The sequence below is a fragment of the Salinicoccus siamensis genome (genome assembly GCF_055391965.1).
The window spans coordinates 810,273-821,969 of the sequence record NZ_AP043765.1; the positions used below are offsets into that span (position 1 = coordinate 810,273).

Annotated in this window: 14 protein-coding genes, 8 tRNA genes and 1 pseudogene; 16 read left to right on the top strand and 7 right to left on the bottom strand. The window is 39.5% G+C overall.

Translation table 11 applies throughout. The features are described 5' to 3' along the window. Positions 1-11: 11 nt before the first annotated feature. Positions 12-149: a hypothetical protein gene (locus ACZ5LF_RS04240; protein WP_380570619.1), complete on the bottom strand. Its 138-nt coding sequence runs from the start codon at positions 147-149 to the stop codon at positions 12-14. Between the two features lie 323 nt (positions 150-472). Between ACZ5LF_RS04240 and ACZ5LF_RS04245 the strand changes: the two genes are divergently transcribed. From ACZ5LF_RS04245 to ACZ5LF_RS04260, 4 genes are all read left to right on the top strand, one after another. Further along, on the top strand, positions 473-610 hold the full coding sequence (locus ACZ5LF_RS04245) for a hypothetical protein (RefSeq protein WP_464759828.1): 138 nt from the start codon (positions 473-475) through the stop codon (positions 608-610). Positions 611-625: 15 nt separating this feature from the next. Beyond that, positions 626-796 carry a hypothetical protein gene (locus ACZ5LF_RS04250; protein ID WP_380570618.1) on the top strand — a complete coding sequence of 57 codons (171 nt, stop codon included), beginning with the start codon at positions 626-628 and terminating at the stop codon, positions 794-796. Positions 797-1,370: 574 nt separating this feature from the next. Further along, entirely contained in the window at positions 1,371-1,868 is a 498-nt protein-coding gene (locus tag ACZ5LF_RS04255) for a hypothetical protein (protein WP_380570617.1), read from the top strand. Between the two features lie 110 nt (positions 1,869-1,978). Next, the gene (locus ACZ5LF_RS04260; RefSeq protein WP_380570616.1) at positions 1,979-2,470 is read left to right on the top strand and encodes a hypothetical protein; all 492 of its coding nucleotides are present in this window, start codon (positions 1,979-1,981) and stop codon (positions 2,468-2,470) included. Positions 2,471-2,780: 310 nt separating this feature from the next. Here the strand turns inward: ACZ5LF_RS04260 and ACZ5LF_RS04265 are convergent. Next, positions 2,781-2,897 (bottom strand): annotated as a pseudogene (locus tag ACZ5LF_RS04265) (IS30 family transposase); the annotation flags it as partial. A 287-nt stretch (positions 2,898-3,184) separates the two neighbouring features. Here ACZ5LF_RS04265 and ACZ5LF_RS04270 point away from each other — a divergent pair. The 3 genes from ACZ5LF_RS04270 to ACZ5LF_RS04280 all read left to right on the top strand — a co-directional run bounded on the left by ACZ5LF_RS04270 (position 3,185) and on the right by ACZ5LF_RS04280 (position 4,942). Then, positions 3,185-3,445, top strand: coding sequence for a hypothetical protein (locus ACZ5LF_RS04270; RefSeq protein WP_380570615.1), 261 nt, complete (start codon positions 3,185-3,187; stop codon positions 3,443-3,445). 83 nt (positions 3,446-3,528) lie between these two features. Beyond that, positions 3,529-4,278, top strand: a complete 750-nt coding sequence (locus ACZ5LF_RS04275) for an SH3 domain-containing protein (protein WP_464759741.1) — start codon at positions 3,529-3,531, stop codon at positions 4,276-4,278. Between the two features lie 103 nt (positions 4,279-4,381). Then, positions 4,382-4,942 (top strand): hypothetical protein, encoded by a 561-nt coding sequence (locus tag ACZ5LF_RS04280; protein ID WP_380570614.1) that lies wholly within the window; start codon positions 4,382-4,384, stop codon positions 4,940-4,942. Between the two features lie 596 nt (positions 4,943-5,538). On the opposite strand, the gene ACZ5LF_RS04285 is transcribed toward ACZ5LF_RS04280, so the two are convergent. After that, positions 5,539-6,003 (bottom strand): hypothetical protein, encoded by a 465-nt coding sequence (locus tag ACZ5LF_RS04285; RefSeq protein ID WP_380570613.1) that lies wholly within the window; start codon positions 6,001-6,003, stop codon positions 5,539-5,541. A 190-nt stretch (positions 6,004-6,193) separates the two neighbouring features. On the opposite strand from ACZ5LF_RS04285, the gene ACZ5LF_RS04290 reads away from it, so the two are divergent. Beyond that, positions 6,194-6,415, top strand: a complete 222-nt coding sequence (locus tag ACZ5LF_RS04290) for a hypothetical protein (protein WP_380570612.1) — start codon at positions 6,194-6,196, stop codon at positions 6,413-6,415. A gap of 264 nt (positions 6,416-6,679) precedes the next feature. On the opposite strand, the gene ACZ5LF_RS04295 is transcribed toward ACZ5LF_RS04290, so the two are convergent. Both ACZ5LF_RS04295 and ACZ5LF_RS04300 read right to left on the bottom strand, forming a co-directional pair. Continuing rightward, the gene (locus ACZ5LF_RS04295) at positions 6,680-7,171 is read right to left on the bottom strand and encodes a hypothetical protein (protein WP_380570611.1); all 492 of its coding nucleotides are present in this window, start codon (positions 7,169-7,171) and stop codon (positions 6,680-6,682) included. A gap of 144 nt (positions 7,172-7,315) precedes the next feature. Further along, positions 7,316-8,794, bottom strand: coding sequence for a purine-cytosine permease family protein (locus tag ACZ5LF_RS04300; protein ID WP_380570610.1), 1,479 nt, complete (start codon positions 8,792-8,794; stop codon positions 7,316-7,318). A gap of 476 nt (positions 8,795-9,270) precedes the next feature. Here ACZ5LF_RS04300 and ACZ5LF_RS04305 point away from each other — a divergent pair. The 8 genes from ACZ5LF_RS04305 to ACZ5LF_RS04340 all read left to right on the top strand — a co-directional run bounded on the left by ACZ5LF_RS04305 (position 9,271) and on the right by ACZ5LF_RS04340 (position 9,999). Then, positions 9,271-9,344, top strand: a tRNA-Met gene (locus ACZ5LF_RS04305). 23 nt (positions 9,345-9,367) lie between these two features. Then, positions 9,368-9,443, top strand: a tRNA-Asp gene (locus ACZ5LF_RS04310). A 32-nt stretch (positions 9,444-9,475) separates the two neighbouring features. Next, positions 9,476-9,548 (top strand) — tRNA-Phe (locus ACZ5LF_RS04315). 14 nt (positions 9,549-9,562) lie between these two features. After that, positions 9,563-9,638: transfer RNA gene (locus ACZ5LF_RS04320), tRNA-His, on the top strand. A 9-nt stretch (positions 9,639-9,647) separates the two neighbouring features. Beyond that, a tRNA-Gly gene (locus ACZ5LF_RS04325) sits at positions 9,648-9,721 on the top strand. Positions 9,722-9,727: 6 nt separating this feature from the next. Further along, a tRNA-Asn gene (locus tag ACZ5LF_RS04330) sits at positions 9,728-9,802 on the top strand. A 1-nt stretch (position 9,803) separates the two neighbouring features. Further along, positions 9,804-9,875 (top strand) — tRNA-Glu (locus ACZ5LF_RS04335). 36 nt (positions 9,876-9,911) lie between these two features. Beyond that, positions 9,912-9,999, top strand: a tRNA-Ser gene (locus tag ACZ5LF_RS04340). A gap of 39 nt (positions 10,000-10,038) precedes the next feature. Here ACZ5LF_RS04340 and ACZ5LF_RS04345 read toward each other — a convergent pair. Together ACZ5LF_RS04345 and ACZ5LF_RS04350 are read right to left on the bottom strand one after the other, a co-directional pair. Beyond that, on the bottom strand, positions 10,039-10,293 hold the full coding sequence (locus ACZ5LF_RS04345) for a tyrosine-type recombinase/integrase (protein WP_464759745.1): 255 nt from the start codon (positions 10,291-10,293) through the stop codon (positions 10,039-10,041). 279 nt (positions 10,294-10,572) lie between these two features. Further along, positions 10,573-11,692 (bottom strand): IS3 family transposase gene (locus ACZ5LF_RS04350; protein ID WP_380710053.1). Its coding sequence is split into 2 segments (ribosomal slippage): positions 10,573-11,425 and positions 11,424-11,692, totalling 1,122 coding nucleotides; the frame shifts between segments, so codons are not numbered across the junction. Positions 11,693-11,697 lie beyond the last annotated feature (5 nt).

The window sequence follows — 11,697 nt, forward strand, 5'->3', positions numbered from 1 at the left end:
TTCTTGATTTCTTATTTTCCTTCTTCAGAAAAATTCTCGAACTCTTCCTTATCAGAGAACATGAAGACATCTGTATCTTCCAATATATCTTTCTCTTTTGATTGTCTAACAAGTAATGCGTCCACATTGAGGTCGAAAAGGTCCACCATCTTAATTAAGCATGCTTGCAATCAGGGCTGCGGGTGCTTTTTCGTAAATAGTACATGTCGGTCGTTTAACCCCAAGCTTTTCGGGCACTTGCTGTTGCGTCCATTGCCTTCTATTGCGTAGCTTTTTCAAATTAACAGACAACATATAACCACTCCGCACACCTGATTGTAATATAACAATAAGAAACATTAAACAAGATGTAACAAAAGGAGAATTTAGCATTACCTTGTAACGCTTGTTATTTTTAATGAAAAGGAATTAGATAGAGGATATTCGAAAACAACGAGGAATGACACAACAAGAAGTCGCTGACAAAAGTGATATGACGCGCCCTCATTATACGATGGTCGAAATAAGCACTAGAGATTCATCAATTTCTGTGGCAATGAGGATTGCAAGGACTTTGAGGTTTAGATGGACAAAATTTTTTAAGAAAAAAAGTAACGAAACAATTGGTTGATTAAGGAGGGATAACATGAATGAAGAAGAAAGAAGAATGAGTCTTCTGAAAGCAATCGAAGGGATGCCGAAGCATGAGGGAGATAAATTCGTTAGCGAAGTAAACAGAAGCTACAGCCATAAGGCTGTCAAGGGAGGGATTGACAACCATAGCTGTGAAGCACCCCTAATGATTTGGTTTACATGACAGACATCCCAAGTTAAAAAGCCGCCAATTATGGCGGCTTTTGCTATGTAGCAGTAGCAGGAGAGCTAGGCTCCTTCTGGTGTTAAATCTATGATTGTGACGTCAAAGGCTACTTAGGAACGTGACGCTTATGGGCCTTGACTTTGGTTCCATCGGTACGGTAATATCGAGAAACTTTTACAGTCATAGGACCTCTGCGTTTAGGCGAACATGAACATTTTCCACGTCTAGCCATAACTACGCACCCCCTGGGATAATCCCACCAAATATTAAAAAGTGCAGTCGCCTAGATCCTGCTACTGACTATTATACTAAATATTGCTATAATTTAAATAAATTTATTTAGGAGTGGAATAATATCGATTGGGTTAACGACTTCTTAGGTTCTGGTGGTGTTTTACTAGCATTAGCGTGGTTATTTAAAGAGTTATTCAGCAGTGCTGTTAGGCGTTCAGATGCGAAGAAAAATAAAAGGCTTGAATTTAAACAGTATAAGAGACAAGCTAATTTTGATTTGAAATACAAGGTTTATAGCAAAATTTATTCTAATGCCAAAGAGTTGCAAGGCACTTTAATGACATACCAAAATGTTAACATTTTCTATTCGGACCATGAGGATGCTTTATACTCAAGAAAGAATAAGAAATATTTTATCGCTGAAGCAACAGAACCTGATAATTATAAGCAACCATACTACGCTATTGAATATGCAAGGCCGGTAGTAAACATTAATTACTTTAATGGATTGCTTGATGATTCTTACAGGGAGTTAAGAAACTATTCTTCCGTTAACGAATTCCTATTATCGGACAAGGAATCTATTGCAATCAAAAATATTCTAGTCCATTCTCAGGATATGATATCGAAGCTTAATGTAAGTTACTGGAAAACTTTTAATGAGTTAGATGTCAATAGCGAAGTGGATTCTGAAGATATTGGTCAGACAATAAATAATTATATGATTGAATACGAATCTAGTATTGAAGAATATTTAGAAAAAGATCTATTAAAATTAAATCAATTAATTAATCATATGGATAATTTATTTAGAAAAGAGTTCGACACCCAATGAGGTTTCTTTTAATTTTGTGAAAATATAGTACTTAACCTTCTAAGTTAGAAAGCCATCCATATTGGGTGGCTTTTTTGGTATGATTAGGCAAAATGACTAGGAGTGATTATGTGGAAGAAATCAAAGAAAATTGGAGTGTATGGTTGCCGATTTTAATATCTTCACTGGCTTTTGTTGTGTCTCTGCTCTCATACTTAAATAGTAAGCGAGGGAGAATAATATCTAATCAACCTATGCTAGAAATAAATAGGATTTTCGATGAAAGCCTCAATTCTGCTGGTTATTTAACCATATCAATTCATAACTTAAACGATAAACCCATACAAATCATAAATGTTGAAGTACCTAAGGAAAATTTTAAGTTTGAAGTAGACCATGGTCAATTTTCTGTACAAAAAGCGAATCGTGAATATACTACTCCTAAAAGGAATTCTATGTTGGTTTACCTTTATGTGGATAAAAACCAATCCTTAAACAAAGAATTGATATTAACATATAGAGATTTTGAGAATAAAAAACGTAAATTAAAATCAGAAAAATTATTGATAGAGGACGGTAAGGTGACAAAGGGGTTATCAGGCTCTAAATTTATTATTATTTGACATCCAATAGAATGTTTTTGGTATAATTTAGGTCTCAATCGAAGGAAGATAAAACATGCGAGTCAAAGCCTACTTAAAAAGTGGGAAAGTTATTAGTTACTTACTTAGCTGGGAAAAAGAGCAAAAAGTCGAGGAATTGAAATGCCGAGTCAGAGAAATTACAAGCGGAAAAATGTAAGTAGAAGATCCATTCATCAGATTCCTTGATAATGATATAATAAACGCTTATGAAGTTGCTGCTATTACAATAAGAAATTCAAACGCAGAATAAAGAAATAAAAAAGACGCTCAGTTGAGCATTTTTCGTTTGTCAAAATAAGCTAGACAGTTCTTTCTCACCCATGTAACCCAAAAAGACTTCCAATGGTGTACGATAGTTCAATCCAGTGCAGATCAGATGAGCGCACTCGTTAGGAAACACTTGGTCCCCATCCGTCCCGGCAGAAGCACGAAAAGAAAGATGGGTGTCAATAAATCCAGACGGTCATACTGATACACTTACTAATTAAAAATGATATAGCGAGGGGGTATTTAAGTATGCCTTCAGTCCATCAGCAACAAAAAGTCCAGTGTTTGAGATGATTACGCTCAAACACTGGACCCTTCATTTGTCAACATCCTTAAGTTAATGACATTGCATCTTAGAGATCTCTTTTTTATGTCTAAATAAGGGGTGATTAATATGTGCCCGAACATGATGAAAGGATGGGTTTGATGCCGACAGAAGACAAGGATATTGCCATTAAGATATTTGATCGCTTAGGGCAGATTGACGGCAAAGTAAGTGGACTCGAACAAATACGGCAACGGGCAGACGATGCGTTTGACAAGTCTAACAAAGCATTCGATATGTCTGAACACAATGAAAAGAAGTTAAAGGAACTCTCGGACATGGGAGCAGCACATTCCCACCAGGTAAAAGCGTTTATCGCAATGGTAAAGGCTATGCAGAGTTTGACTTTAAGAACAAACTAGGAAAACGAATAAAGCGACTGCTAGAGCACAATGGCTTCGAGGTTATCATTGCATAACCATTCGATAGTAAAGATGTCTATCTTGTGAATCGTATCAACTACTATGACAGCAAGCTTCCAGATCTCGGAATCTCTCTACGTGCAAACGCCGGAAACAGTAATGTGGGTGGCCGTTGCGCCTTTTATTGGCATAGCAGTAAGCAAGGCAAACAGTTTGCGACGAACATCATTCAAAACATGATTGATAAAGGGTACGGCATTCATGGTAGCGGCCTGCATGCATCACAGTATAATTCATGGACCAACCTTCACATGATTAGAGAGTGTACGACGTTCCCGATGGTGCTGGTCGAGCATGGCTTCATGACGAACAGTCTGGACTTTCCGCTTATCTTTGGCAAAGATCAAAACCGATATATTGAGGACATGGCGGACTGTGATGTGAAGGCGGTATGCGACTACTTCGGTGTTAAGTTTAAGACGCTAGGAAGTAAAGTGGATGCACCCGTTGCACCTGTCAAGCCGAAACCTGGAAAAGAAAATGGTACAGAGTGGAAGACGAATAAGCATGGCACACAATATAGAGCGATTGAAGGTACTTGGGTCAACGGCAGTGAACGCATTCACACACGCCAGGGGGCGCCATTTACTTCTGCTCGGTCTGGTGGTTGGCTGAAGCCAGGCGCAACAGTTCATTATAAAGAACAAGCGAGACAAGACAATCACATCTGGCTCGGTTATTACAATTCTGACGGTGTATGGAAATACGTCCCGGGCAAGAAGTGGAATCCTGTGACTGGTGAAGTAGGGGACGACTGGGGCACTTGGAAATAGAAAGACACCTCTCTCGATGAGGGAGGATACATAACATCTTATTGAATTTGTAAAAATTTTGATGTACTATTAGATTTAGACTTTAATAGATGGGGTATTGTATATGGTACTTGAGGATAACAAACCTCTTTTCAAGCTTCACTTTTATAAATTATTATATTATGTTGCAGCCATTTTGCTAACATTGTTAGAAGTGAAGTACAATGAAGCTGCAATTAATTCTCAAGTAATACTTATAGGTATGTTTGTTGCCTCTTTTTTTATAGACCAAAAGTTAAAATACATTATTAATGGAACAACAAAAATCAGCAAAACTGTAGGGAGTTACTACTCCCTAGTTTTATTATTTGTTTTAATCATTATTTACATGTATGATTCATTTGAAAGCTTAGAGGGTATATTTAAACAAAACATTGGTATTTTGATGCTAGCTTTCTCCCTCTTACTAGTTATTCAAATTTCTGATTGGTTAATATATGGTCGGAGTGAACAAGAAAACACAGCATATATTGCCGGTTTCGACGTAGCTAGGCAGAACAAGATCAAGCACCAAGAGTCTATAGAAAAGTCTCGATTAGAAAACAAGGATGTAAAGAAGAAGTTTCTTTCGGATAAAGATAAGCCTAGGACTAATCGGAAAAAACGGAGAAAAAATAAAGTTTAGGAGTGATGTTGTATGTTCGTTTTACTCTTGTTAGCATGGTTGCTACTTTTAACGTACATCACTTTCGCACTACACGCTTTCACTAAAGCTAGAGACTTTGACTTCTCTATTTCTTTAAAAACGTCCTTTAGAGTTCCGATAGTCTTATTGAGGATGCATTTAAGGTTATCCAGAGAAAGTTATCAAAAAGAACAAGACTTGAGAAAAGCCATTATTATACTTTTCCGAGGATTCTATGATTATAATGCAGCTCTAACTTTTATTTATACAATCATTTCCTACGGATTGGGAGAAGTTCGAGCGACAGGCAAGTCATCGATGTTGACCAAAGTGGGAAAAAGAAAACGAAAAAGAGTCAGAGGTTACTCTAACTTAGGTAATAGCCTCGGAAACTTTAAAAACGTTCTAAACAGCGATGGCTATAAAGAACAATTCTCTTAATGAATAAAACCACCTCAATGAGGTGGTCTTTTTTTTGCTTCACAATATGAAATAAGATTTGATATTTACTAGAAACCTTTGCGAATAGTAACAAAAGAATCTTCTTCGAGCGAAGGAGGATACATATAGGTATTTTAAAAAGTACAACAACCGGTCTATTTAAAGTTTTCGCCCTCATCATCAAAACGCTCATCTTTTTTCATGCTGAGTTTATCAACTCTAATAACTTTGTTATTTTCAATTTTTGTTACTATTGTTTCATAATCTATATAATTTAGCGACATTGAGTATTTATCGTTGTATTCATCCAATGCATCACTTTTAACTTTATTAGTTATAAGTGAAGACTCATTTATATTTCTATAAGGTACATAATATTTGAACGGGAAGATTTCTTTAGGAGGATCAGGGTCAGCGTATCTCCCCCGCGTTACTCGGTATATTTCACGATTGTGAAAGTTTTTGTTTACTATATAACCGCGAACAATAGATCCTCTTACAGCTTTTCCTCTCAAAACTAAGCAATACCTATGGGCAAGTTCTATCTGTTGATAAAATACAACAGATACTAAAACTCCAAGTATTAATCCCGGAAGCAATGATATAAAAAAAGATGCCACAATTATCCCTCCTGTATTTTTCTAAATAATATCATAATTTATCGCTTTTAAAAGCGAACTAATGTTCAAGACAATCGCCCAAGAGGTGCCGCCTATAGGACTAGACTATAGAAAGATGACATATCAAAACTTTAACTTTATCTATACTATCACCTTATATTCAGTTACAATCATCTAAAAAGGACACGTCATGAAGTTAAACATTAATGAGCACTACGTCATGCTTAATCACAAACTGCAGCAAGCAATGGTAGCCGATGAAATCGACAAGTATCAGCCGCCCTATTATACGATGGAGAACGATTTGATTTTCGATTACTACACAGATCTAAACGATGTGCCAGGTGCCGTCGCCGGTATGCTGAACGCGATAGAATTGAGCGAGACATTATTGGTGTCTCACTTCGAATAGATAGACATAGTTAAAGCCACCCATAAGGTGGCCACATAATTCACTATTTTACATTTAATATGCGCTCTATATTTTATGATGTGTTCTATACAACTTGATAACATTGATGTCGCAGTTTATATATTTAAGAGGAAATCGCTTATCAAGATTCCCTCCATCTCCGTACCAACCCCGCAACCATAAGGTTGCGGGGTTTTATATTTAACGCGCGATAAATATATGTCTGGTTAGCAAAAAACACATGACCCGCGGTCATGTGTTTTTTTATTTATCCTTTAGGAATTCTTCTTCTTCCTGATCACTTTTTCTGAAGTAGGCAGCTTCGCCATCGCGTCTATCTGTGTTTGATGGATCGTTATTCTTCACTTCCATCATGGACCGCGATCCTGTGTTTGTATCCACAATTTCAGTGTCGTATTCATCACGTGGTTTGACGTTGGTCTGCTTCTCACTGGATTCATCCTGTTCCGTTTTCAATGGATCTGTGTCCTCGAGCCTTTCGAAAATGATGACTTCACCGGCATCGTAATGTTTCATGAAATCTTCTTTGCTTCCTTCATTGAAATCCAGTTGTGAGACCCTGTCCTCAAGATCATGTGATTCGTTATCGACGATATCCAATTCTGGGAATTGTTCTCTTAGTTTAGATAGATTCTGGTTTGAAAAGACTGCATACTGTTTCAGTTCGATGTAATTATCAAGGTAAAGTGCTGCATCTTCCTCAGTTTCAAAAGGTTTATATTGGTTTTTATACATATACAATGCCTCCTAAGTTTTACATAGTTATTCCCTTTGGAACAGCATTCAAACTAAAATAGGGTGACTTGTATGATGTAAAAAGCATTATGATCTTGTAGACATTATAAAAAGCAGGGGAATATCCCCCTGCTTCTTGTCAGCTTATTTTTGGATGCGCTCGGCATTCAGGAATACAGGGCGCTTCACGCTGTAAGTTTTTCTCTTATACGATTTCGGCTTGAATAGATAATCTTCTTCATTGACATCATCTACATCTGTTTTAAGATAATATCCACCTTTTGTAACAACAGCGATGAGTACCGTCAGCAGGGCAGCCAGAAGAGAAGCGAAGAAGGCTGCAGTGTTTGCCAGGAACGGGCCCATATAACCTAATGCTGCTACAGTACCGAGTACGCTCGCGATGATCAATGATACCACGCCGACAGGATTCCATTTATACAGATTGTCCTGACGGGCTTCGTAGAATGCAGGCCCAATCTTAAGCAACATCTTAACGATAAGTGCATCCGTTATAAGGACAGAAGCCCAAGCGAGAAGGAATACACCTTGGAACGTAAGGGCTGCATCGAGGTGATCGACGATGCCCCCAAGCATTAGTGCCATAGCAGTCATACCAGCTACAACAATCCAGAATCTGCGTCCCGGTGTGAAGCGAAATACATTTTCGAAGAAATTGGATAGGGAGAGCGAACTGCTGTATATGTTCGTCACATTGATGCGTACTTGTGTAAGCATTGTAAACAATGCCCCGCCAATACCGAGGAGCTGTACTATATAGACTCCAGGGTTTGGTTCAGCAAGTCTTACTCCAAACCAGATACCTAAGCCACCCATTACTCCATAGCAGAAGATCTGCGGGATGAATCCGATAGCGACCGATCCAAGCTTGATGTGTTCAGGCTTCAGGAACCGTGCATAGTCAGATGCAAGTAGGGCAGTGAGTCCCATGATACCATGTTGCATACCAATGCACATCAAGAGTGCTGTGCCGCCTACCTGGACGCCTTCAGGCATGTACGTCCAGAATGCCCCATCATAAAGTGATGTTGTAAAGAGAGCGACTGTAATTGCGCCAATCAAAAAGGCGAAAAATATAGGCAGAGACCATTTCTGCAGCTTATCCAATTGTTTGATGCCAAACCAGTTCAAAGGGATGACGAGGGAACCGAATACCACGATCAGCACCCACTTCGGTATGACCGGGAAAAATTCATGCACCGCGTAGACCAGTATCATCCCTTCAAAAGCACAATACATAATAAAGTTTGAAGCATATATCAAAGAGGTCAACGAGGCGCCTATGTAGCCGAATCCGCCACCTCTGGACATCAAGTTCACGTTCATGCCCGATCGTGCAGATAGATAAGAGATGATGGTCGCCATGATACCTGCGACTACAATCGCATATCCTGCTGAGATAAGGGCGTTGATTGCCCCAAATTGCAACGCCATCACACTGCCAAGCTGGAAATAGAATATAGCAGTTGCAATCCCGAAGGTAATATTGGTTATACTTAACCAGTCCATGTTCCGTTCCTTATAAGGAACTTTGTTCAATGAGTAATCACTTTCTTCAACATTTTGAGTGTTTTGCTGATCTGTCATTTGCACAGATCCCATAAGTATCATCTCCATTCTTTTGAAATTTTATAATTAACCGACATTTATACTATATAGAAGATTGAGTAGTATTTCAAACGCGCACACGGCTTTCAAAGGACTCAATGTGATTTATTTCATATTTATACAGTATATAAAGTGAAATATTAATAGTATAATGATTGAAAAATTAGTTTCATAAACTATATTGAAAGCACTATGAAAGCGTTGGTAAGAGTTGGATGGGGAAGGATGAAAATATTAAATATCAAGTTTTGTTCACTATTAATATTAAGCACTTGATGTAAAACTAATGTATATCTAAATTTTTTCATTTTAGTCTTCTGCAGTGAAGAAAAACGATGAAACATTTAGATGTGGAAGAATAATAGAGATTAAAGTGTAAATTTTACTCAAGTAAATTGATGAAATTACTTGAAAACAAAATAGAAAACCTTTAATATGTGTATCAGACGTTAAAAACGTAATAATATTATCGCGGGATGGAGCAGTTCGGTAGCTCGTCGGGCTCATAACCCGGAGGTCGGTGGTTCAAATCCACCTCCCGCAATTTTTTTCTGTTTACATATAAAAGGTCCCGTGGTGTAGCGGTTAACATGCCTGCCTGTCACGCAGGAGATCGCGGGTTCGATTCCCGTCGGGACCGCCATATTTTGATTATATAAAATTTAAATACAGTAAGGTTCAGTAGCTCAGTCGGTAGAGCATGTGATTGAAGCTCACAGTGTCGGCGGTTCGATTCCGTCCTGAACCATCTTTAAAATAATGGCGGTTGTGGTGAAGTGGTTAACACACCGGATTGTGGTTCCGGCATGCGTGGGTTCGAAACCCATCAGCCGCCCCATTTTTTAAAGCGGGTGTAGTTAAATGGTATAACCTCAGCCTTCCAAGCTGATGTTGTCGGTTCGATTCCGATCACCCGCTCCAATTTATTCCACAGTAGCTCAGTGGTAGAGCTATCGGCTGTTAACCGATCGGTCGTAGGTTCGAATCCTACCTGTGGAGCCATGGCCCGTTGGTCAAGCGGTTAAGACACCGCCCTTTCACGGCGGTAACACGGGTTCGAGTCCCGTACGGGTCATACTGAAGTGAGAACCCTCACTTCTTTTTAAATCTTGGACAGTTGGCCGAGTGGCTGAAGGCGCACGCCTGGAACGCGTGTATACGGTAACCCCGTATCGAGGGTTCGAATCCCTCACTGTCCGTTACTAAACCCCTTAACAGTAATGTTTAAGGGGTTTTTATTATACTTTGTTCCATTCTTGTTCCAAAAAATTCTCGATTTTTTTATCTTCCTCTTGTTTTCTTTCCTTCAAAAGATGACTATACGTATTCAAAGTCACTCCAATGTTAGCATGGCCCAGTCTTTTGCTGACGTAATGAATATCTAACCCCTGATTCAACAATACTGAACAATGTGTGTGTCGAATCATATGCAATGTAATATGTTCTTTATCGATATCTAAAACCGATATGATATGTCTCAGTGCTTTAGTCACTGCGTTATTGGAAAGATGGAGCGGTTCTTTGTCAGGATATTTATCAAGTCTATTTATTATAAAGTCAATATCACTATTTGAAACTATGATATGTCTGTCTGATTTTTTTGTTTTAGTAAAGTGGACCCGATTGTCAAGACACGGATTTTATGAAAATAAGGTGGGGCCTCAGTTCTGTTCCTTCCCCGCTTTTCCGAGATCAGGTTCTGTCAAGGCGTACTGCCCTTGATAGGTTCTGACATCGGAAAGATAATTGTTCAAGGAGGAGCGGGGGCGCATCTAATGAATATGAATGGTGCCTGGTGTCTGATAGTCCAATGACTGATGCAGGCGCTCGTGGTTGTAGAATGCCATATAGTCACGGATATGCTGCCGTGCCTCCCTTGGCGTCCCATAGTCCTTCAAATATACCTCTTCATACTTGAGACTCCGCCAGAAACGCTCAATCATGATGTTATCCAATGCACGCCCTCTGCTGTCCATACTGATCTGGATGCCCGGCTGTGATTTCAAGAGCTCGATGTATCTAGGACTGGTGAAATGACTGCCCTGGTCGCTGTTGAATATTTCGGGCGTCCCACTTGCCAGTGCCCGTTGCACAGTATCCAGAACAAAGTCCATTTCCAGTGTTTGGTCCAGTTCCCAGCTGATGATATAGCGGGAATACCAGTCGATGACGGCGGTGAGATACACCCAGTGATTCTGAAGTCGGATATATGTAATATCAATACTCCACACCTGATTGGGACGGGTGATGGGCAGACCTTTCAACAGATAGGGATAGATACGGTGCTGCAGATTGCGCTTGCTCAGGTTGGGCCCTGGATAGATGGCCTGTATGCCCATTTCCCGCATATGCCGCTGGACCCGCTTACGGTTGATGGCGATGCCTTCATGTTTCAGTTTTTCGGTAATCCGGCGTGATCCATAGAATGGAAATCGGGTATAGAGCTCATCAATCCGGTGTTTGATGGCTACCTCTTCCGGTGAGGGCGTCACCGGTTTGTAGTAGAGACTGGATCGATTGAGACTCAGTAGTCTGGCTTGTTCCGAAATGGGAAAATCAGTGGCTGCCCAGTCCACCATTTCCATGCGTTCCTGTCTAGTCGTGGTAGATGCCAGATTTTTTTTTGACCCACGACAATTGCGTGGTGAGTTTTCCGACTTCCGCATAGAGGCTTTCTAGCTTCTCTTCATAGTCGGCTTTCATTCTGTCCAGATCTTTGGATTGGCTGTCAAAAATCTGTGGCATCTCCTGTAGGAACTGCTTTTTCCAATTATGCAGCTGGTTCACATGGACGCTACGTTCCGAAGCGATCTGGTTCATTGTTTTTTCTTCCTTCAAGACTTCCAACACAACTTGGGATTTGAATTCGGGTGTATATCTTTTACGTTTCATATACC

Excerpts from the sequence above, each read along its gene's own strand:
- ACZ5LF_RS04290 (WP_380570612.1), top strand. The coding sequence starts at position 6,194 with ATGAAGTTAAACATTAATGAGCACTACGTCATGCTTAATCACAAACTG.
- ACZ5LF_RS04240 (WP_380570619.1), bottom strand. The coding sequence starts at position 149 with ATGGTGGACCTTTTCGACCTCAATGTGGACGCATTACTTGTTAGACAA.
- ACZ5LF_RS04270 (WP_380570615.1), top strand. The coding sequence starts at position 3,185 with ATGCCGACAGAAGACAAGGATATTGCCATTAAGATATTTGATCGCTTA.
- ACZ5LF_RS04245 (WP_464759828.1), top strand. The coding sequence starts at position 473 with ATGACGCGCCCTCATTATACGATGGTCGAAATAAGCACTAGAGATTCA.
- ACZ5LF_RS04295 (WP_380570611.1), bottom strand. The coding sequence starts at position 7,171 with ATGTATAAAAACCAATATAAACCTTTTGAAACTGAGGAAGATGCAGCA.
- ACZ5LF_RS04300 (WP_380570610.1), bottom strand. The coding sequence starts at position 8,794 with ATGGGATCTGTGCAAATGACAGATCAGCAAAACACTCAAAATGTTGAA.
- ACZ5LF_RS04255 (WP_380570617.1), top strand. The coding sequence starts at position 1,371 with ATGACATACCAAAATGTTAACATTTTCTATTCGGACCATGAGGATGCT.
- ACZ5LF_RS04250 (WP_380570618.1), top strand. The coding sequence starts at position 626 with ATGAATGAAGAAGAAAGAAGAATGAGTCTTCTGAAAGCAATCGAAGGG.
- ACZ5LF_RS04280 (WP_380570614.1), top strand. The coding sequence starts at position 4,382 with ATGGTACTTGAGGATAACAAACCTCTTTTCAAGCTTCACTTTTATAAA.